The 19,286-nt window shown below is 66.0% G+C and carries 30 protein-coding genes; 2 read left to right on the top strand and 28 right to left on the bottom strand.

Features of this window, described 5'->3' with window-relative positions:
* Positions 1-114: 114 nt before the first annotated feature.
* From rplO to OK349_RS18495, 26 genes are all read right to left on the bottom strand, one after another.
* The gene (gene rplO / locus OK349_RS18620) at positions 115-651 is read right to left on the bottom strand and encodes a 50S ribosomal protein L15 (RefSeq protein ID WP_265119421.1); all 537 of its coding nucleotides are present in this window, start codon (positions 649-651) and stop codon (positions 115-117) included.
* Between the two features lie 178 nt (positions 652-829).
* Positions 830-1,033 (bottom strand): 50S ribosomal protein L30, encoded by a 204-nt coding sequence (gene rpmD / locus OK349_RS18615; protein ID WP_265119420.1) that lies wholly within the window; start codon positions 1,031-1,033, stop codon positions 830-832.
* A 5-nt stretch (positions 1,034-1,038) separates the two neighbouring features.
* Positions 1,039-1,758, bottom strand: coding sequence for a 30S ribosomal protein S5 (gene rpsE / locus OK349_RS18610; protein ID WP_265119419.1), 720 nt, complete (start codon positions 1,756-1,758; stop codon positions 1,039-1,041).
* A gap of 1 nt (position 1,759) precedes the next feature.
* Positions 1,760-2,116: a 50S ribosomal protein L18 gene (rplR, locus tag OK349_RS18605; protein ID WP_265119418.1), complete on the bottom strand. Its 357-nt coding sequence runs from the start codon at positions 2,114-2,116 to the stop codon at positions 1,760-1,762.
* Complete coding sequence (gene rplF / locus OK349_RS18600) at positions 2,116-2,649, bottom strand: 50S ribosomal protein L6 (protein ID WP_265119417.1); 534 nt, start codon at positions 2,647-2,649, stop codon at positions 2,116-2,118. Before rplF ends, rplR begins: the two co-directional genes overlap by 1 nt.
* Positions 2,649-3,044 carry a 30S ribosomal protein S8 gene (rpsH, locus tag OK349_RS18595; RefSeq protein WP_265119416.1) on the bottom strand — a complete coding sequence of 132 codons (396 nt, stop codon included), beginning with the start codon at positions 3,042-3,044 and terminating at the stop codon, positions 2,649-2,651. The genes rplF and rpsH overlap by 1 nt, the downstream gene beginning before the upstream one ends.
* A gap of 10 nt (positions 3,045-3,054) precedes the next feature.
* A complete protein-coding gene (gene rpsN, locus OK349_RS18590) occupies positions 3,055-3,360 on the bottom strand; it encodes a 30S ribosomal protein S14 (RefSeq protein ID WP_265119415.1) in 306 nt (101 codons plus the stop codon).
* A gap of 19 nt (positions 3,361-3,379) precedes the next feature.
* Positions 3,380-3,964 carry a 50S ribosomal protein L5 gene (gene rplE / locus OK349_RS18585; RefSeq protein WP_265119414.1) on the bottom strand — a complete coding sequence of 195 codons (585 nt, stop codon included), beginning with the start codon at positions 3,962-3,964 and terminating at the stop codon, positions 3,380-3,382.
* Positions 3,957-4,274: a 50S ribosomal protein L24 gene (gene rplX, locus OK349_RS18580; protein WP_265119413.1), complete on the bottom strand. Its 318-nt coding sequence runs from the start codon at positions 4,272-4,274 to the stop codon at positions 3,957-3,959. The genes rplE and rplX overlap by 8 nt, the downstream gene beginning before the upstream one ends.
* On the bottom strand, positions 4,274-4,642 hold the full coding sequence (rplN, locus tag OK349_RS18575) for a 50S ribosomal protein L14 (RefSeq protein ID WP_066574426.1): 369 nt from the start codon (positions 4,640-4,642) through the stop codon (positions 4,274-4,276). Before rplN ends, rplX begins: the two co-directional genes overlap by 1 nt.
* A 76-nt stretch (positions 4,643-4,718) precedes the next feature.
* Positions 4,719-4,988, bottom strand: a complete 270-nt coding sequence (gene rpsQ / locus OK349_RS18570; RefSeq protein WP_265119412.1) for a 30S ribosomal protein S17 — start codon at positions 4,986-4,988, stop codon at positions 4,719-4,721.
* A 13-nt stretch (positions 4,989-5,001) separates the two neighbouring features.
* Positions 5,002-5,205, bottom strand: a complete 204-nt coding sequence (gene rpmC / locus OK349_RS18565) for a 50S ribosomal protein L29 (protein ID WP_265119411.1) — start codon at positions 5,203-5,205, stop codon at positions 5,002-5,004.
* Positions 5,206-5,210: 5 nt separating this feature from the next.
* Positions 5,211-5,642: a 50S ribosomal protein L16 gene (rplP, locus tag OK349_RS18560; RefSeq protein ID WP_265119410.1), complete on the bottom strand. Its 432-nt coding sequence runs from the start codon at positions 5,640-5,642 to the stop codon at positions 5,211-5,213.
* A gap of 12 nt (positions 5,643-5,654) precedes the next feature.
* Entirely contained in the window at positions 5,655-6,362 is a 708-nt protein-coding gene (gene rpsC, locus OK349_RS18555) for a 30S ribosomal protein S3 (protein WP_265119409.1), read from the bottom strand.
* Positions 6,362-6,742 carry a 50S ribosomal protein L22 gene (rplV, locus tag OK349_RS18550; protein ID WP_265119408.1) on the bottom strand — a complete coding sequence of 127 codons (381 nt, stop codon included), beginning with the start codon at positions 6,740-6,742 and terminating at the stop codon, positions 6,362-6,364. The genes rpsC and rplV overlap by 1 nt, the downstream gene beginning before the upstream one ends.
* A gap of 1 nt (position 6,743) precedes the next feature.
* On the bottom strand, positions 6,744-7,022 hold the full coding sequence (rpsS, locus tag OK349_RS18545) for a 30S ribosomal protein S19 (protein ID WP_265119407.1): 279 nt from the start codon (positions 7,020-7,022) through the stop codon (positions 6,744-6,746).
* 3 nt (positions 7,023-7,025) lie between these two features.
* A complete protein-coding gene (rplB, locus tag OK349_RS18540) occupies positions 7,026-7,877 on the bottom strand; it encodes a 50S ribosomal protein L2 (protein WP_265119406.1) in 852 nt (283 codons plus the stop codon).
* A 2-nt stretch (positions 7,878-7,879) separates the two neighbouring features.
* Positions 7,880-8,194 (bottom strand): 50S ribosomal protein L23, encoded by a 315-nt coding sequence (locus OK349_RS18535; RefSeq protein ID WP_265119405.1) that lies wholly within the window; start codon positions 8,192-8,194, stop codon positions 7,880-7,882.
* The gene (gene rplD, locus OK349_RS18530; RefSeq protein ID WP_265119404.1) at positions 8,187-8,801 is read right to left on the bottom strand and encodes a 50S ribosomal protein L4; all 615 of its coding nucleotides are present in this window, start codon (positions 8,799-8,801) and stop codon (positions 8,187-8,189) included. The genes OK349_RS18535 and rplD overlap by 8 nt, the downstream gene beginning before the upstream one ends.
* A gap of 2 nt (positions 8,802-8,803) precedes the next feature.
* The gene (gene rplC, locus OK349_RS18525) at positions 8,804-9,562 is read right to left on the bottom strand and encodes a 50S ribosomal protein L3 (RefSeq protein ID WP_265119403.1); all 759 of its coding nucleotides are present in this window, start codon (positions 9,560-9,562) and stop codon (positions 8,804-8,806) included.
* A 419-nt stretch (positions 9,563-9,981) separates the two neighbouring features.
* Entirely contained in the window at positions 9,982-10,290 is a 309-nt protein-coding gene (gene rpsJ, locus OK349_RS18520) for a 30S ribosomal protein S10 (RefSeq protein WP_066574470.1), read from the bottom strand.
* A 146-nt stretch (positions 10,291-10,436) separates the two neighbouring features.
* Complete coding sequence (gene tuf, locus OK349_RS18515; RefSeq protein ID WP_265119402.1) at positions 10,437-11,630, bottom strand: elongation factor Tu; 1,194 nt, start codon at positions 11,628-11,630, stop codon at positions 10,437-10,439.
* 100 nt (positions 11,631-11,730) lie between these two features.
* The gene (gene fusA, locus OK349_RS18510; protein WP_265119401.1) at positions 11,731-13,827 is read right to left on the bottom strand and encodes an elongation factor G; all 2,097 of its coding nucleotides are present in this window, start codon (positions 13,825-13,827) and stop codon (positions 11,731-11,733) included.
* A gap of 106 nt (positions 13,828-13,933) precedes the next feature.
* Positions 13,934-14,404 carry a 30S ribosomal protein S7 gene (gene rpsG / locus OK349_RS18505; protein ID WP_265119400.1) on the bottom strand — a complete coding sequence of 157 codons (471 nt, stop codon included), beginning with the start codon at positions 14,402-14,404 and terminating at the stop codon, positions 13,934-13,936.
* A gap of 63 nt (positions 14,405-14,467) precedes the next feature.
* Positions 14,468-14,839 carry a 30S ribosomal protein S12 gene (gene rpsL / locus OK349_RS18500; RefSeq protein ID WP_022691828.1) on the bottom strand — a complete coding sequence of 124 codons (372 nt, stop codon included), beginning with the start codon at positions 14,837-14,839 and terminating at the stop codon, positions 14,468-14,470.
* Positions 14,840-15,066: 227 nt separating this feature from the next.
* Positions 15,067-15,699 (bottom strand): SAM-dependent methyltransferase, encoded by a 633-nt coding sequence (locus tag OK349_RS18495; RefSeq protein ID WP_265119399.1) that lies wholly within the window; start codon positions 15,697-15,699, stop codon positions 15,067-15,069.
* An 86-nt stretch (positions 15,700-15,785) separates the two neighbouring features.
* Here OK349_RS18495 and OK349_RS18490 point away from each other — a divergent pair, with 86 nt between their 5' ends.
* Both OK349_RS18490 and OK349_RS18485 read left to right on the top strand, forming a co-directional pair.
* The gene (locus OK349_RS18490) at positions 15,786-17,024 is read left to right on the top strand and encodes an MptA/MptB family glycosyltransferase (RefSeq protein ID WP_265119398.1); all 1,239 of its coding nucleotides are present in this window, start codon (positions 15,786-15,788) and stop codon (positions 17,022-17,024) included.
* A gap of 6 nt (positions 17,025-17,030) precedes the next feature.
* Entirely contained in the window at positions 17,031-17,513 is a 483-nt protein-coding gene (locus OK349_RS18485; protein WP_265119397.1) for a bactofilin family protein, read from the top strand.
* Between the two features lie 6 nt (positions 17,514-17,519).
* Here the strand turns inward: OK349_RS18485 and OK349_RS18480 are convergent, their stop codons facing one another.
* Both OK349_RS18480 and OK349_RS18475 read right to left on the bottom strand, forming a co-directional pair.
* Positions 17,520-18,800 (bottom strand): Xaa-Pro dipeptidase, encoded by a 1,281-nt coding sequence (locus tag OK349_RS18480; protein ID WP_265119396.1) that lies wholly within the window; start codon positions 18,798-18,800, stop codon positions 17,520-17,522.
* Between the two features lie 80 nt (positions 18,801-18,880).
* Positions 18,881-19,264 carry a hypothetical protein gene (locus OK349_RS18475; protein ID WP_265119395.1) on the bottom strand — a complete coding sequence of 128 codons (384 nt, stop codon included), beginning with the start codon at positions 19,262-19,264 and terminating at the stop codon, positions 18,881-18,883.
* Between the last annotated feature and the right edge of the window lie 22 nt (positions 19,265-19,286).

Here is a 19,286-nt window from a genome sequence, read left to right as displayed (position 1 = left end):
GCGCGATATTCCTGGAAACCAAAGCGGCGGGAAAGCGTTAACCGCCGCCCCGCCGCTCATATAGGTCACTGTCGGAGGAGGGCAATGCGTTGCATCGCCCCGTCCACAGCTAGATCAGGCCTTGCCGGCCTTCTTGGCGGCGATGACCTTCTGCACCGAGCGATGCTTCGCGGCATGCTTCTCGGCCGCCGGCACGATCACGGGGATGGTCACCTTGCCGCCCGCCTTCTCGACCGCCTCGATCGCGCCCTTCGACGCGCCGGCGACGGTGAAGTTGAGCTTGGCCTTGAGCTCGCCCTTGCCGAGCAGGCGCACGCCGTCCTTGCCGCCGCGCGCCAGGCCGACGGCCTTCAGCGCCTCGTGGTCGATGTCGGTCGCGGTCAGCTTGCCGGCGTCGACCAGCTTCTGGATCGCGCCGAGATTGACCTCGGCATAGTCCTTGCCGAACGGATTGTTGAAACCGCGCTTCGGGATGCGCATGTGGAGCGGCATCTGGCCGCCCTCGAAGCCGTTGATCGCGACGCCCGAGCGCGCCTTGGCGCCCTTCTGGCCGCGGCCCGCGGTCTTGCCCTTGCCCGAGCCGATGCCGCGTCCGACGCGCATCCGGCCCTTGCGGGCGCCGTCATTGTCCTTGATGTCGTTCAGTTTCATCGTCTGCACTCGCTTTCGCTTTTGTCGCGCTTATTCCCTCTCCCGCTTGCGGGAGAGGGAGGGAGCCGTCCGTCAGGACGGCGGAAGGGTGAGGGCCTGTAAGAGCCGCAGACCATGCGCCTGCCGATCTTACAGGCCCTCACCCCGACCCTCTCCCGCAAGCGGGAGAGAGAGAAGATCAGTCCACCACCTCAACCATGTGCGCCACCTTACGGATCATGCCGCGCACCTCGGGGGTGTCCTGCAGCTCGACCGTGCGGTGCATCTTGTTGAGGCCCAGGCCGATCAGCGTCGCGCGCTGATCCTTGGTGCGGCGGATCGGCGACCCGGTCTGGGTCACCTTCACCGTGCCGGCCTTCGCCGCTGCTTCCTTCTTGGCCATCACGATTACTCCACGATCGCCGCGGCATCAGCCTCGGCGGTCTGCGAACCGCCGCGGCCGAGCAGGTCGGCGATCTTCTTGCCGCGCCGCTGGGCGACCGACTTCGGCGAAGACTGGTCGTTCAGCGCCTCGAAGGTGGCGCGGATCATGTTGTAGGGGTTCGAAGTGCCGACCGACTTGGTCACCACGTCGTGCACGCCCAGGCTCTCGAAAACGGCGCGCATCGGACCACCCGCGATGATGCCGGTGCCCGCAGGCGCCGAACGAACGGTCACCTGGCCGGCGCCGAAATGGCCCTTGCCGTCGTGATGCAGCGTCCGGCCCTCGCGCAGCGGCACGCGGACCATCTTCTTCTTGGCAGCGGCGGTCGCCTTCGAAATGGCTTCCGGCACTTCGCGCGCCTTGCCATGGCCGAAGCCGACGCGGCCCTTGCCGTCGCCCACGACGACCAGCGCCGCGAAACCGAAGCGCTTGCCGCCCTTCACCGTCTTGCTGACGCGGTTGATGTGGACCAGCTTCTCGATCAGCTCCTCGCCGCCGTCCTCGGCATTGCCGCCACGACGGTCGTCACGACGGCCACGGCCGCCGCGATCACCGCCGCCACGGCCACGATTGTCGCCACCGGGACCCCGGCCGCGACCGCCACGGCCACCACGCGGAGCGCCCGCATCGGGAGCGGCGGCGCCTTCGACCGGCGTTTCGGTCGTGTTGATTTCATCCGCCATCTTAGAACTCCAATCCGCCTTCACGGGCGGCATCCGCCAGCGCCTTGACGCGTCCGTGGAACAGGAAGCCGCCACGGTCGAACACCACCTGCGTCACGCCGGCCTTCTTGGCCGCTTCCGCAATGCGAGTGCCGACGGCCTTGGCCGCGTCGATATTCGCGCCGGTCGAGCCGCGCACGTCCTTCTCCAGCGTCGAAGCGGCGGCGAGGGTCTTGCCCTGCGCGTCGTCGATCACCTGGACATAGATGTGCTTGCCCGAGCGGTGCACGGAAAGCCGCGGACGGCTGCCCGAGCGCGCCTTGAGCGCGGTGCGATTGCGGCGGCGCCGCTTCTCGAAGAGCGAGAGACCCTTGCTCATTACTTCTTCTTCCCTTCCTTGCGGAAGATGAACTCGCCCTCGTACTTGATGCCCTTGCCCTTATAGGGCTCCGGCTTCCGCCAGCGGCGAATCTCGGCCGCGAACTGGCCGACCTTCTGCTTGTCGTTGCCCGAGATCTCGACCGTGGTCTGATCCGGCGTCTTGACCTCGACGCCTTCCGGCACCTCGAGATCGACGTCGTGCGAATAGCCGAGCTGTAGCTTGAGCTTGCGGCCCTGTGCGTTCGCGCGATAGCCGACGCCGGTGATCAGCAGCTTCTTCGAGAAGCCGTCGGTCACGCCGGTCACCAGGTTCTGAACCAGCGTGCGCTGCATGCCCCAAAAGGCCTTGGCGCGCTTGGTGTCGTTCGCCGGCTTCACGGTGATCGTGCCGTCGCCCACCTCGTACGAGATGTCGTCGGCCGCCGGCATCGTCAGGGTGCCCTTCGGCCCCTTGACGCTGATCACGCCGCCCTCGACGCTGGCGGTGACGCCGGCGGGGACGGTGATCGGCTTCTTACCGGTGCGGCTCATCAGAACACCTCCGCCAGCACTTCGCCGCCGACATTCTGGTCGCGCGCCTCGGCGTCCGACAGAACGCCGCGAGGCGTCGAAACGATCGTGATGCCGAGGCCGTTGCGGACGCGCGGCAGCTCCTTGCTGCCCGAATAGACGCGGCGGCCCGGCTTCGAGACGCGAGCGATCGACTTGATCGCCGGCTGGCCCTCGAAATACTTCAGCTCGATGCGGATGCCGGCCGCGGGGCCCATCTGCTCTTCGCTGTAGCCACGGATGTAGCCCTCGCGCTGAAGCACGTCGAGCACGCGGGTGCGCAGCTTCGACGCGGGCGTCAGGACGCTGTCCTTGCGCGCGCGCTGGCCGTTGCGGATGCGGGTGAGCATATCACCCAGGGGATCGGTCAATGCCATCTTCTAACCCTTACCAGCTCGACTTGGTGACGCCGGGGATCAGGCCCTTGTTGGCCAGATCGCGCAGCATCACGCGCGCCAGACGGAACTTGCGGTAGTAGCCGCGCGGACGGCCGGTCAGCTCGCACCGGTTGCGGATGCGAGTCGGATTCCCGTTGCGGGGGATCTCGGCCATCTTGAGACGAGCGATCAGGCGCTCGGTCTCGTCGAGCGACTGGTCCTTCGCCATCGCCTTCAGCTTCGCATAACGGCCGGCATATTTCTTCACCAGCTTCTTGCGACGCTCATTCTTGTTCACGGAACTCAGTTTCGCCATGACTTAAGTTCTCTTTCCCTTACGCAGCCTGCTTCGCTTCGCCGTCCGCATCGCGCGGGAACGGGAAACCGAAGAGACGGAGAAGCTCGCGAGCCTCCTCGTCGGTCTTGGCGGTGGTGGTCACGATCACGTCCATGCCGCGCACCTTCTCGATGCGGTCATAGTTGATCTCGGGGAACACGATCTGTTCCTTGATGCCGCAGGCATAATTGCCACGGCCGTCGAACGACTTGTCGTTGAGGCCACGGAAATCGCGAACGCGCGGCAGCGCGATCGTGATGAAGCGGTCGAGGAACTCGTACATCCGCTCGCGGCGCAGCGTGACCTTGCAGCCGATCGCCATGCCCTCGCGCAGCTTGAACTGCGCGATCGACTTCTTCGCCTTGGTGACGACCGGCTTCTGGCCAGCAATCAGCTCCATCTCGGCAGCCGCGGACTCGACCTTCTTCTTGTCCTGGGTCGCTTCGCCGACGCCCATGTTGAGCACGATCTTCTCGATCCGCGGCACTTCCATGACGTTCTTGTAACCGAACTTCTCGGTCATCGCCTTGGCGATAATCTCGTCATACATCTTGCGCATGCGCGGCGTGTAGGTGTCAGCCATTGATGACCTCCCCGGTCTTGACCGCAACGCGCACCTTCTTGCCGTCGCGCTCCTCGAAGCGGACGCGGGTCGCCTTGCCGTCCTTGGTCACGTGCGCGACCTTGGAGACGTGCAGCGGCGCTTCCGAACGCTCCAGGCCACCCTGCGGGTTGGTCTGGGTCGGCTTGCGGTGGCGCACCGCGATGTTGACGCCCGACACGACGACCTTGCCGTCCTTGGGCATCGCCTTGGTGACCTCACCGGTCTTGCCCTTGTCCTTGCCGGACAGGACGACGACCTGGTCACCCTTCTTGATCTTCGCAGCAGCCATCACAGCACCTCGGGGGCGAGCGAAATGATCTTCATGAAGCCCTTCGAGCGCAGCTCGCGGACCACCGGGCCAAAGATACGGGTGCCGATCGGCTCCTCGTTCTTGTTGACCAGGACGGCGGCATTGCCGTCGAAGCGGATCACCGAGCCATCGGCGCGGCGGACGTCCTTGGCGGTGCGGACGATGACGGCGCGGTGCACGTCACCCTTCTTCACCTTGCCGCGGGGCTGCGCTTCCTTGATGCTGACGACGATGACGTCGCCCACGCCGGCGAAGCGACGCTTCGACCCGCCCAGCACCTTGATGCACTGCACCCGCTTCGCGCCGCTGTTGTCGGCGACGTCGAGATTGGACTGCATCTGGATCATCGATCCGGTTCCTTCTCTCTTGGCCTACCGGGACATGTCCCGGGGGTTCCAGTTAAACTCTCGAGTCCCGAAGGACTTAAGCGATGTCGGCCCGCTCGGGCGTCGCGTGGGTGTCAACCCGCTCGATCACCTTCCAGGTCTTGAGCTTGCTGATCGGCGCGGTCTCTTCGATGCGCACGGTCTCGCCAGCCTTGTACTCGTTGCCCTCGTCATGGGCGTGATACTTCTTCGAGCGGCGGATGATCTTGCCGTAGAGCGGGTGCTTGACCTTGCGCTCCACATTCACGACCACCGTCTTGTCGCCCTTGTCGGACACGATCTGCCCGGTCAGCACGCGCTTCGGCATGTTCGTTGTCCTCTTACTTCGCAGCCGAGCGCGAGCGCTCGTTCTGCAGCGTCTTGATGCGCGCGATGTCCTTGCGGACCTCCTTGACGCGGCTCGACTTCTCGAGCTGGCTGGTCGCTGCCTGGAAACGGAGGTTGAACGCCTCGCGCTTCAGGTTGCCCAGCTCCTCGCCAAGCTGATCGTCGCTCTTCGCGCGCAGATCGGTTGCCTTGGTCATGTTACTCAACCCTCCAGGTGCGACGTGTCGCCGAGGCGGGCCACGACCTTGGTCTTGATCGGCAGCTTCATCGCCGCACGCTCGAACGCTTCCGCCGCGAGCGGGCCGGGCACGCCGTCCAGCTCGAACAGGATGCGGCCGGGCTTGACGCGGGCGGCCCAATATTCAGGCGCGCCCTTGCCCGAGCCCATGCGGACTTCGGCCGGCTTGCTCGACACGGGCAGGTCCGGGAACACGCGGATCCACAGACGGCCCTGACGCTTGATGTGACGCGTGATCGCGCGGCGGGCCGCCTCGATCTGGCGTGCGGTGATCCGCTCCGGCTCCATCGCCTTCAGGCCGTATGACCCGAAGTTCAGCGTCGCGCCGCCCTTGGCCTCGCCTTTGATGCGGCCCTTGAAGGCCTTGCGGAACTTGGTGCGCTTCGGTTGCAGCATTGTCCTTAACCCTTAGCGACGGTCGTCGCGGGCCGGGCGCACGCCCGACGTCTGCGATTCCATGTTCAGGCGATCGGTCGCCATCGGATCATGGCCCAGGATCTCGCCCTTGAAGATCCAGACCTTAACGCCGCACACGCCATAAGCGGTGTGCGCTTCGGCGGTGGCGTGATCGACATTGGCGCGCAGCGTGTGCAGCGGCACTCGGCCTTCACGATACCATTCCGACCGCGCAATCTCGGCGCCGCCCAGGCGGCCACCGCAGTTGATGCGGATGCCCTCGGCGCCCAGACGCATCGCCGACTGCACGGCGCGCTTCATGGCGCGGCGGAACGCGATACGGCGCTCCAGCTGATCGGCGATGCCCTGCGCGACGAGCTTGGCGTCGACTTCGGGCTTGCGGATCTCGACGATGTTCAGCGACACGTCCGAGCTGGTCATCGCGCCGAGCGTCTTGCGCAGCTTCTCGATGTCCGTGCCCTTCTTGCCGATGATCACGCCGGGACGCGCGGCAAAGATGCTCACGCGGCACAGCTTCGCCGGACGCTCGATCACCACCTTCGAGATCGCGGCCTGGGGCAGCGTCTTCATGATGTACTGGCGGATCTTGAGATCCTCCAACAGCAGGCGGCCATAATCCTGGCCCTCGGCGAACCAGCGGCTGTCCCAGGTGCGGTTGATCTGCAGGCGCAGACCGATCGGGTTGCTCTTGTGACCCATTATGCTTCTTCCTGCACTTCGCGCACCACGATGCGGAGCCGGCTGAACGGCTTCAGGATGCGCGTGGACTTGCCGCGGCCACGGGTGTGGAACCGCTTCATGGTGATCGACTTGCCGACCGACGCCTCGGCGACAACGAGCGCGTCGACGTCGAGATTGTGGTTGTTCTCGGCATTGGCGATGGCCGAGGCCAGCACCTTGCGCGCGTCGACCGCCATCGCCTTCTTCGAGAAGGCGAGGATGTTCATCGCGTCGCCGGCACGCTTGCCGCGGATCAGGCCCGCGACCAGGTTCAGCTTCTGCGCCGAACCGCGGATCTGCGTGCCGACCGACAGCGCCTCATTGTCGCTCACGCGACGGGGAGCCTTGGGCTTCGACATCTTAGCGCTTACCCTTCTTGTCGGCGGCGTGGCCCGGGAAGTACCGGGTCGGCGCGAACTCGCCGAGCTTCATGCCGACCATGTCCTCGTTCACCGACACCGGCACGAACTTGCGGCCGTTGTAGACGTTGAAGGTCAGGCCGACGAACTGCGGCAGGATGGTCGAGCGGCGCGACCAGGTCTTGATCGGACCGCCACGGCCCGAATTCTCCTGCGCGGTCTCTGCCTTCTTGAGCAGATGAAGGTCCACGAACGGACCCTTCCAGACTGAGCGAGCCATCGGTTAGCCCTTCTTCTTCGCGTGGCGGCTACGGATGATGAACTTGTCCGTCGCCTTGTTGTGACGGGTGCGCGCACCCTTGGTCGGCTTGCCCCACGGGGTGACCGGATGACGGCCGCCCGAGGTCCGGCCCTCGCCACCGCCGTGCGGGTGGTCGACCGGGTTCTTGGCGACGCCGCGGGTCAGCGGGCGGATACCCTTCCAGCGGTTGCGGCCAGCCTTGGCGAGGTTGGTGTTGCCGTTGTCGGGGTTCGACACGGCGCCAACGGTGCACATGCACTCGCCGCGGACGTAGCGCTGCTCGCCCGAGTTGAGGCGCACGATCACCATGCCGCGGTCACGGCCGACGACCTGCACATAGGTGCCCGCCGAACGTGCGATCTGACCACCCTTGCCGGGCTTCATCTCGACATTGTGGACGATCGTGCCGACCGGCGCCTGGCCGATCTCCATCGCGTTGCCCGGCTTCACGTCGGTCTTCTTGGCCGCAATCACCTTGTCGCCGGCCTGAAGCCGCTGCGGCGCGATGATATAGGCCAGGCGATCCTTGCCGTTCTCGTCCGCGCCATAATTGACCAGCGCGATGAAGGCGGTGCGGTTGGGATCATATTCGATCCGCTCCACATTGCCCTCGACGTCCCACAGACGGCGCTTGAAATCGACGATGCGATAGCGCTGCTTGTGGCCGCCCGCGATGCCGCGCGAGGTCACGTGGCCCTTGTTGTTGCGGCCGCCCGTCTTGCGCTTGCCCTCGGTCAGCGCCTTGACGGGGCCGCCCTTGTGCAGACCCGAACGGTCCACCAGGATCAGGCCGCGCCGCGCCGGCGAGGTCGGGTTGTAGTTCTTGAGCGCCATGGTCAGTTGACCCCCTGCGTCACGTCGATCGAGTCACCATCCTTGAGGGTGACGATCGCCTTCTTGATGTCGGAGCGCGTGTAGGGCTTGCCCTTCCAGCGCTTGGTCTTGCCCTTCTGGACGATGGTGTTCACCGCGGTGACACCGACGCCGAAGATCGCCTCGACCGCCGCCTTGATCTGCGGCTTGGTCGCGTCGTTGGCGACCTTGAAGACCACCGCGTTCGCCTCGGAGACGAGCGTCGACTTCTCGGTGATGTGCGGCGCGACGATCACGTCATAGTGACGCACGTCGATCTGCTCCTGCTTCTTAGCCATTGAAGCGCGCCTCCAGCTTTTCGACGGCAGCGCGGGTCAGGACCAGCGTGTCGTGCTTCAGGATGTCGTAGACGTTGGCGCCCACCGCCGGCAGGACGTTGACGCCCACCAGGTTGCGCGCCGCGAGGAAGCCGTTGCCGGCCTCGGCGTCGATCACCAGCGCGCTCTTGCCGACCTTCAGGCCAGCGAACTGGCCCTTGAGCGCCGCGGTCTTGCTCGCGTCGAACCCGTCGAGGACGATCAGCGAGCCCGCCTTGGCGTGGCTCGAGAGCGCCATCTTGAGGCCGAGCGCGCGGACCTTCTTGTTCAGCGAGATGTTGAAGTCCCGCTTGCGCGCGCCGTGCGCCTTGCCGCCGCCGATGAAGATCGGGGCCGCACGATCGCCGTGACGGGCGGTGCCGCCGCCCTTCTGGCGGCCGAACTTCTTGCCGGTGCGCGACACTTCCGAACGCTCGCGCGTCGGGCGGGCCGTCTCGCGACGGTTCCACAGCTGCCAGGTGACGACGCGGTGCAGGATGTCGGCGCGCGGCTCAACGCCGAACACGGCGTCGTTGAGCTCGATGTCGCCCGATGCCTTGGCGTCGAGGGTTTGAACCTTGACCTTCACGTTCAGCCCTCCTGGCCTTCGGTCGCCTCGGGAGCCTCGACCACTTCGGCCGGGGTTTCCGCGGGGGCGGTGTCATTGGTGTTGGCAGCAGCCTTGAGGCCGGCGGGGAACGGCGCGTCCTTGTGGCGCGCGATCTTCACCGAGTCCTTGACGAGCAGCCAGCCGCCCTTCGAGCCAGGGACCGAGCCCTTGACGAAGATCAGGCCGCGCTCGGCGTCGGTACCGACGATCTCGAGGTTCTGCTGGGTGCGGTTCTTGTCGCCCATGTGGCCGGCCATCTTCTTGTTCTTGAAGACGCGGCCCGGATCCTGACGGTTACCCGTCGAACCCAGCGAGCGGTGCGAGATCGAGACGCCGTGGGTCGCGCGCAGACCGCCGAAACCCCAGCGCTTCATGCCGCCCGCAAAGCCCTTGCCCTGCGTACGGCCCTGGATGTCGACGAACTGGCCCGCGACATAATGGTCAGCCGAAATCTCGGCGCCCACGTCGAGCAGGCCGTCCGCGTCCACGCGGAACTCGGCCAGGATCGCCTTCGGCTCCACTTCGGCCTTGCCGAACTGGCCGCGCTGCGGCTTGGCGACATTCTTCGCCTTGGCGCTGCCCGCGCCAAGCTGAACGGCGGTGTAGCCGTCCTTGTCCATTTCGCGACGGGCGACGACCTGCACGCCTTCGAGCGCCAGAACGGTGACCGGCACGTGGCGGCCGTCGTCCTGGAACAGGCGGGTCATCCCCATTTTCTTCGCGATCACGCCAGTGCGCATGATCCATTCACTCCATAACAGAGGCACCCCATGGACCATTCCACAGGGTGCGTGATGGGCGCCCATCGAAGTATTACTTCGATGGGAACCCGCTTCAGCCCCAATATGCGATGCGAGCCCCCGTCCGGGCTGAATTCCATGCCTTGCGGCTAGGAAAGACGGGGGACGCAGACCCGGGCCAAATGTTTAACCACCGGCCCGGCGGTATCCCTATGTCGTTTTGAGCTTCACGCTCTGGCTGGAACTTCGGATCGGGATCGATCCGGCCGGCCCTGCGCGATCCCGATGGAATCGCGAATCTCGTTTGGGAAGCGGCGCCTCTACGTCAGCTTCGCTTCCCTGTCCACCCCTCACCCGCCTTTTCAGCGAATGAGGAACGGAAACAGCCCCGGCGGATCACCAGGGCTGCTTCAGCTCACTTACGCGAGCTTGATTTCGACGTCGACGCCGGCGGCGAGGTCGAGCTTCATCAGCGCGTCGACCGTCTGCGGGGTCGGCTGCACGATGTCGAGCATGCGCTTGTAGGTGCGCACTTCGAACTGCTCGCGGCTCTTCTTGTCGATGTGGGGGCCACGGTTGACCGTGAACTTCTCGATCTTCGTCGGAAGCGGGATCGGGCCACGGATGAGCGCACCGGTGCGGCGCGCAGTGTCGGCGATGTCGCCGGTCGCCTGGTCGAGCACGCGATGGTCGAACGCCTTCAGGCGGATGCGGATGTTGTTGTCCATGTCCCTACCGATGTGAAAGAGCGGGGCCGGTGACCGGCCTCTTGCTGTTCAAACTAAAACTGGAGGCGCGCCATTACAGGCAGCCCCATCAAAAAGCAACCGCCCGGCCCCGATTTTTCGGGGCCGGGCGGCGCTTGCTTTTCAGCTTACTTGTCGATGCTGCTGACGACGCCGGCGCCGACGGTGCGGCCGCCCTCGCGGATCGTGAAGCGCTGACCGACGTCCATGGCGATCGGCGCGATGAGCTTGACGCCCAGCGCGACGTTGTCGCCCGGCATCACCATCTCGGTGCCCGAGGGCAGCTCGATCGTGCCGGTCACGTCGGTCGTGCGGAAGTAGAACTGCGGACGATAGTTCGCGAAGAACGGCGTATGACGGCCACCCTCGTCCTTCGACAGGACGTACACTTCCGACTGGAAGTCGGTGTGCGGGGTGATCGAACCCGGCTTCGCGAGCACCTGGCCGCGCTCCACCTCTTCACGGCCGACGCCGCGGATCAGCGCGCCGATGTTGTCGCCGGCCTGGCCCTGGTCGAGCAGCTTGCGGAACATCTCGACGCCCGTGACGGTGGTCTTGCGGACGGTCGGGTGAATGCCGACGATCTCGACTTCCTCGCCAACCTTGACGACGCCGGTCTCGACGCGGCCGGTCACCACGGTGCCGCGGCCCGAGATCGAGAACACGTCCTCGATCGGCATCATGAACGGCTTGTCGAGCGGACGATCCGGCTGCGGGATCGACTCGTCGACCGCGGCCATCAGCGCCAGGATCGCCTGCTTGCCGATCTCCTCATCGCGGCTCTCGAGCGCGGCGAGCGCCGAACCGCGGATGATCGGAATGTTGTCGCCGTCGAAGTCGCGCTTCGAGAGCTCCTCACGGACCTCCATCTCGACGAGCTCGAGGATTTCCTCGTCGTCGACCTGGTCGACCTTGTTGAGGAACACGACCATGGTCGGCACGCCGACCTGCTTGGCGAGCAGGATGTGCTCCTTGGTCTGCGGCATCGGGCCGTCGCTGGCGGACACGACCAGGATCGCGCCGTCCATCTGCGCGGCGCCGGTGATCATGTTCTTCACATAATCGGCGTGGCCCGGGCAGTCGACGTGCGCATAGTGGCGGTTCTTGGTCTCGTACTCGACATGCGCGGTCGAGATGGTGATGCCGCGCTCACGCTCTTCCGGCGCCTTGTCGATGTTCTCGAAATCGACCTTCTCCGACAGGCCCTCTTCAGCGAGGACCTTGGTGATCGCCGCGGTCAGCGAGGTCTTGCCATGGTCGACGTGACCGATGGTGCCGATGTTGAGGTGCGGCTTGTTCCGCTCGAATTTTGCCTTCGCCATTGTTTCCTACCTTCTGAGTCTATTTCCCGGACCGCCATGGGACTCACGAGAACGCGGCCCCATAGCGGTTCAATTCCGATTGCGCCAGTCCGGCGCGACGTTACGCCATCTTCGCCTTGATTTCCTCGGCGACGTTCGACGGCACCTCGTCATAGTGCGAGAACTGCATGCTGTACTGCGCGCGGCCCTGCGTGAACGAGCGGAGCTGGTTCACGTAACCGAACATGTTCGCCAGCGGCACCAGTGCCTCGACCGTTTGCGCGTTGCCGCGGCTGTCGGTGCCCTGGATCTGGCCGCGGCGGCTGTTCATGTCGCCGATCACATCGCCCAGATAATCCTCCGGGGTGACGACCTCGACCTTCATGATTGGCTCGAGCAGCTTGATGCCCGACTTCTGCGCCGCTTCGCGCATCGCGCCGCGGGCGCAGATTTCGAACGCCAGCGCCGACGAGTCGACGTCATGGTACGCACCGTCGGTGAGGTGGACCTCGAAATCGATGATCGGGAAGCCGATCAGCGATCCGGTTTCCGCCGTCTCGCGCATGCCCTTCTCGACCGAGGGGATATATTCCTTGGGAATATTGCCGCCCTTGATCTCGTCGAAGAACTGGAAGCCCGAACCGCGCTCGCCAGGCACCACGGTCACCTTGACGCGGCCGAACTGGCCCGAGCCGCCCGACTGCTTCTTGTGCGTGTAGTCGATATCGACCTTCTTCGCGAGATACTCGCGATACGCCACCTGCGGCGCGCCGACATTCGCCTCGACCTTGAACTCGCGCTTCATGCGATCGACGATGATTTCGAGGTGGAGTTCGCCCATCCCCTTGATGATCGTCTGGCCGCTCTCGGCGTCCGAGCTCACGCGGAACGACGGGTCCTCGCGGGCGAGGCGGTTGAGTGCGACACCCATCTTCTCCTGATCGGCCTTGGTCTTGGGCTCCACCGACAGCTCGATCACCGGCTCGGGAAACTCCATCCGCTCCAGGATGATGGGGGCGTTCGCCGCGCACAGTGTATCGCCAGTGGTGGTGTCCTTGAGACCGGCCAGTGCGACGATGTCGCCGGCATAGGCTTCCTGGATGTCCTCGCGGCTGTTCGCATGCATCAGCAGCATGCGGCCAACCTTTTCCTTCTTGTCCTTGACCGAGTTGGTGACCTGCGACGCGGCCTCCAGCTTGCCCGAATAGATGCGCGCGAAAGTCAGTGTGCCGACGAACGGATCATTCATGATCTTGAACGCCAGCGCCGAGAACGGCGCATTATCGTCCGAGGGGCGCTCGTCCGGAGTCTCGCCGTCGAGCTTCACGCCCTTGATGGCGGGAACGTCGAGCGGGCTCGGCAGGAAATCGACCACCGCGTCGAGCAGCGGCTGAACGCCCTTGTTCTTGAACGCCGAGCCACACACCACCGGCACGAACGTCATGCTGAGCGTACCCTTGCGGATCAGCTTCTTTAGGTCGGCGACGCTCGGCTCATTGCCTTCGAGATACGCCTCCATCAGGGCGTCGTCCAACTCGACGGCCATTTCGATCAGGTCGCTGCGATACTTTGCGGCCTTTTCGACCATATCCTCGGGGATGTCCTGATATTCGAACTTCGCGCCCAGGCTCTCTTCGAGCCAGATGATCGCGCGGTTCTCAACCAGATCGACCAGGCCCTTGAAGCCGCCTTCGATGCCGATCGGGAGATACAACACGGCCGGACGCGCACCCAAGCGCTCGATGATCGAGTTGACGCAGAAGTAGAAATCCGCGCCCGTGCGGTCGAGCTTGTTGACGAAGCACATCCGCGGCACGCCGTACTTGTCGGCCTGGCGCCACACCGTCTCCGACTGCGGCTCCACGCCGGCAACGCCGTCGAAGCACGCAACCGCGCCGTCGAGCACGCGCAGCGAACGCTCGACTTCAATGGTGAAGTCAACGTGGCCGGGGGTGTCGATGATGTTGATCAGGTGCTCTTCACCCTTGCCCTCTTCGGCACGCCACTTGCAAGTGGTCGCCGCGGACGTGATCGTGATCCCGCGCTCCTGCTCCTGCTCCATCCAGTCCATCGTCGCGGTGCCTTCGTGCACTTCGCCGATCTTGTAGGACTTGCCGGTGTAATAGAGGATGCGCTCGGTCGTCGTCGTCTTGCCGGCGTCGATGTGCGCCATGATGCCGATATTGCGATAACGCTCGAGCGGATGGCTGCGGGCCATGATCGGGGTTCCTTAGCGATGTGGGGAGCCGGACGATCCGGCTCCCCAGAATATAGGTAATGGTTTTACCAGTGCCACCCGCCGGCCGCAGCCGGCGGAGAAGCGATTACCAGCGGTAGTGGCTGAACGCGCGGTTCGCTTCCGCCATGCGGTGCGTGTCCTCGCGCTTCTTCACCGCGTTGCCGCGGTTGTTCGAAGCGTCCAGCAGTTCGCCCGACAGGCGCGCCGACATGGTGTTCTCGCTGCGGTTGCGGGCCGAGGCGATCAGCCAGCGGATCGCCAGCGCCTGGGCGCGCTCAGGGCGCACCTCGACCGGGACCTGGTAGGTCGCGCCGCCGACGCGACGGCTGCGGACCTCGATGCCCGGCGCGATGTTGTTCAGCGCTTCGTGGAACACGCCCAGCGGGTCCTTCTTGGCGCGCTGCTCGACAACCTCGAGCGCCGAATAGACGATGCCTTCCGCGACGGACTTCTTGCCGTCCAGCATTACGCTGTTCATGAACTTCGACAGGACCTGATCACCATAGACGGGATCGGGCAGGATTTCCCGCTTCTCGGGACGACGACGACGAGCCATCTCAGATTTCCTTCTTGATCTTCAGCCGGTCCGGAACACGTCCGGGGCTTACTCTGGCTAAAATTACTTCGGACGCTTGGCGCCGTACTTCGAACGGCTCTGCTTGCGGTCCTTGACGCCCTGGGTGTCGAGCACGCCGCGCAGCACATGGTAGCGCACGCCGGGAAGGTCGCGCACACGGCCGCCGCGGATCAGGACCACCGAGTGCTCCTGCAAATTGTGCCCCTCGCCGGGGATGTACGAAATGACCTCGCGCTGGTTGGTCAGGCGAACCTTGGCCACCTTGCGCAGCGCCGAGTTCGGCTTCTTCGGCGTCGTGGTATAGACACGGGTGCAGACGCCGCGCTTCTGCGGGTTCTGCTCCATCGCAGGGACCTTGCTCTTGGCCTTCTGCGGGTCGCGGCCCTTGCGGACCAGCTGGTTGATCGTCGGCATGAAGCCCTTCACCTTTTAAGTTACCGGTTGCCCGGCGGTTACTGTGCGGGAGCCCTGGTAGTGCAATACAAAAGGGCCTGGCGGGCGAACCCCCCGGCCCCAAGTCTCCGACACCGTTCAGCTCTTGTGCCGCATGGAACGCCGAAAAGCCGACAGAATCGACTCTCTGCCCCGGTGCGGAACGCGCGGCCTATACGCGCGCGGCCCATGACGGTCAATGCCGCGCCTCAGCGCCGCTCCGCGCGCTCGGGCACGCGCCAGAGATGGACCACCGCGCCGCCCACGCGGCGGGTCTCGTCCGGCCGCCAGTCGCCCATATCGAAGGCGTGGCTGACGACCCGCGTCCCGGGCTTGAGCTGCGCAAGCAGGCGCGGGCGCAGCCGCAGATTGACCTCGGGCAGCAGGAACATGGTCACCACGTCCGCTTCGGCAAGATCGGTCTTGAACAAGTCGGCGGTCTCGAACCGCACCCGGTCCGCGACCCCGGCACGCTCGGCATTGGCCTGCGCCTTGCGGACCATCACCGGATCGATGTCGATCCCGAGGCCCCGCGCGCCGCGCTCGCGGGCGGCGGCGATCAGGATGCGCCCGTCGCCGGTGCCGAGATCGATCACATGGTCGCCGGGGCCGACCTGGGCCATCTCCAGCATCTGCGCCACCACCGCCGGCCGCGTGCCGAGATAGGGCACGTCGAGCTTGGGCCCGCCGGTGAGCAGGGTGGCGGCCGAGCAGCTCGCCATGGTCGGCGACATGCACCGCCCGCCGAGCGCGATCAGCCCCAGGACGATCACCGCCGCCAGCGCCCCGGCGATCCGGATGCGCGCAGCCGACGAGGGCAGCGCCCATCGCGCCAGCCGCATCCCCCGTTCCTCCCCCGCTCCGCCTTGCCCTGCTTCCATATCGCTCCTTAACTCGATCTTTAGAGCGGCCGCGCCAATGCCGCGCCATGCCGCCGCTGCCGCTCCGCCCGCAGATCCCCGCGCCCGCCGCGTGGCTGGTCGCGCTGGTCGCCGCGGCGCAGGCCTGGGCGTTCTGGCCGCTCTTCACCGCCGACATGACCGCCTATCTCATCCCCTGGCTCGAGACGATCCGCGAGCGCGGGATGCTGTCGGCCTTCGCCCAGCCCTTCTCCAACTATATGCCGAGCTATCTCTACCTGCTCGCGCTGTTCAGCCCGCTGGTGAGCTTGCTCGATCCGGTGAGCGTCATCAAGCTGCTCTCGGTCGCCGGTACCGCGGCGCTCGCGCTCGCCTTCCATCGCCTGCTCGCCGCGCTCGGCGCGAGCGAGCGCGCGCGCTGGGCGATGCTGCTCGTCGTCCTGCCCTCGGTCGCGCTCAACGCGCTGCTGCTCGGCCAGTGCGACGCGATCTATGTCGCCGCCTGCGTGATGGCGGTGGCGGCGGCACTCGAGCGGCGTCACCTCGCGATGTTCGCCTGGTGCGGCATCGCGATCGCGTTCAAGGCCCAGGCGGTGCTGGTCGCGCCCTTCTTCCTCGCGCTCGCCATCCAGCGCCGCGTGCCGCTGCGCCTGTGGCTCGCCGCGCCTGCCGCGCTGCTCGGGATGATGCTGCCGGCGCTGCTCGCCGGCTGGCCGCCCGCGGATCTCGCCACCGTCTATTTCCGCCAGGCCGGAACCTTCAGCAACGAGATCGCGCGCAACGCGCCCAATATCTGGTCGCTCGTCGGCGCGATCGCGCCTGTCGAGGCGCCGCAGCTGTTCGCCCTCGCCCTCGCCACGGCGCTCGGCGCGGGCGCCGCTTATGTCGCGCGGATGCAGGCCGCCCGCTTAGACCGCGCCGGGCTGGTCGGCATGGCCGCGCTCGCCGTGCTGCTGATGACCGGACTGCTGCCGCGCATGCACGAGCGCTATTTCCTGCTCGCCGACGTCCTGATTCTCGCCTTCGCCGTCGCGCGCGGCACGCGCGCCGCCTTCCTGCTCGCCGCGCTCGTCCAGCTCGGCTCGACCGCCGCGATCCTCGGCTATCTCGGACTCGGAATCCCGCTGGTCGCAGCCGGTGCGCTGTGCATGATCGCCGCCACCTGGATCGCCGCGCGGCCGCTGATTGTCCCTCACGCGAATGATAATCGCGACGGACCGCATGGAATCCCTCCACCCCACGGGCTGCGCGGACAGCTGAGCTTTGATATGTTGCGACCGCCGGTCGCTCCGGTGCCGGGGGAGTAAGCTTAGATGTTCGGAAACAAGCCGCGTGACGATCGTCCTGTCATGGTCCCCTCCAACGGGACTCCCGGCGGCGCGCGCCGCGGCATGTTCTCCGTGATCGGCGCCGACGTCGTGATCTCGGGCAACGTCCACGCCAGCGCCGAGCTGCATATCGAGGGCCGGATCGAGGGTGACGTCGACTGCGCCGCCCTCATCCAGGGCGCCGAGAGCCAAATCGTCGGCGGCGTCACCGCCGAAAGCGCGCGCATCGCCGGCGCGATCGAGGGCACCGTCCGCGTCCGTCAGCTCACCGTCGAGCGCAGCGCGCGGATCACCGGCGACGTCGAATATGAGAACATCACGATGGAGAATGGCGGCCATATCGACGGGCGGATGCGGCGCATCGGCGCGACCACCGTCACGGCGACACCGCTGATCACGGCCAGCGCCCCGCGCGCACCGCTCGCCACTACGGTCGAGATCCTCGAGGCGGACCAGAGCGCCGCCTGACCGCCGTCAGTCCGCAACCAGCGCCCCGCCCTTGATCACCGCTTTGACCGCGGTGAGCACGCGCACGTCCTGGAGCGGGTTGCCCTCCACCGCGACGATATCGCCATAGCGGCCGACCGCGATCGCGCCGACATCCTTGCTGCGGCCCAGCGCTTCCGCCGCATTCACCGTCGCGGCGCGGATCGCCTCCAGCGGGGTCATCCCATACTCGACCATCACGCGGAACTGCCCCGCTGCGGTGCCGTGCGGCACCACCCCGGCATCGGTGCCAAACACCATCTTCACGCCCGCGGCATGCGCCTTGCGGAAATTGTCGCGTTGGATCTGCGCCACCTCGCGGTCCTTGCGCAAATTGTCCTCGAGCACGCCGTTCTTCTTCCCCTCCGCCTGGGTATAGTCGGTGTTGAAGATATCCATCGAGAACCACACCGGCTGCTTGCGCGCGACGGCGAGCCTGATGCCCTCGTCATCGACCAGGCTGGCATGCTCGATCGTGTCGATCCCGGCGCGGATCGCCGCCTTGATCCCGGCCGCGCCATGCGCATGCGCCGCGACCTTGAGGCCCCATTGATGCGCCTCGTCGACGATCGCACGCATCTCCTCCTCGGACAGCTGCTGCTGCCCCGGCTCGGTGTTGCGCGAGAAGACCCCGCCGGTGGCGCAGATCTTGATCACCTCGGCGCCGTACTTGCGCTGCTCGCGCACCTTGACGCGCAGTTCCTGCGGCCCGTCGCCCACCGCCACGCCCTTGGCCTTGTATGAGGGCGGCAGATAGGTCTGGTCGCAATGCCCACCGGTCGCGCCCAGCGCATGCGCTGCGGGCACGATCCGCGGTCCCTCCATCAGCCCTTCCTCGATCGCCTGCTTGTAGCCGACATCCGCATAGTTCTCGGACCCGACGTTGCGGACCGTCGTGAAGCCGGCCTTGAGCATCGCGCGGGCGTTGGCCACCCCCTGGATCGCCCAGAAGCTGTCGGTGAACTGAAACCCGGTATAGCCGCCATAACGCGGGTTGGTGTCGAGATGGACGTGCATGTCGATCAGCCCGGGCAGGATCGTCTTGCCCGGCAGGTCGATCCGTTTCGCGCCCTCGGGGATGTTCGGCCGCCCGCCATTGCGCCCGGTCACCGCCGCGATTCGCCCGTCGGTGATGACCACCACGGGCTCTTCGACGATGGTCCCGGCCACGACGTCGACCATGCGGTCCGCGGTAACGACGACGGTCTCGGCGGAGGCAGGCGCAGCCGTCAGCGCGGCCACGACCGCAACGAAGATTTCGCGTTTCATGAGTCCCCCGCTCGCTGTCGGCGGAAGCTCGCCGCACGCGCGCCAAAGGTCAACTCACCGGCGCGATTATTTCAGGGGGATCAGACCTTGCGGCCGAAGGTCGGCCGCGGCGCAGCGTTGTCGGGCACCTCGAACGACGCCTCACCGGCCGCCTTCTTCTCCAGATAGCGCGCGATCACGGCGTCGGCATCGAAATCGCTCGCCGCCGCGTCATCCGCAGCAACCGGCGCCTTCAGCTCCTTCGGTTTGGTCGCGGATCCGCTCACCAGCCGCACCAGCTGGATCAGGATCGGAATGGTGAACAGCAGCCCGAGCCCGCCAAGCCCGACGATCGTCGGCATCAGCTCGCGCGACGCGAACCCGCCCATCGCCTCGTTGACCCGATAGAAATGGATCGCCAGCCCACCGAACCACACGACCGGGACGAGCCCTGCGATCAAACCCCATAGCGTCTTCAACGACATGCCATGCTCCCGCAAATCGCGC

Origin of the sequence: Sphingomonas sp. BT-65, from assembly GCF_026107375.2 — a bacterium.
GTDB lineage: Bacteria > Pseudomonadota > Alphaproteobacteria > Sphingomonadales > Sphingomonadaceae > Sphingomonas.
Note: the sequence above shows the minus strand (reverse complement) of the source record. Positions and strands in the feature narration are given on the sequence as shown.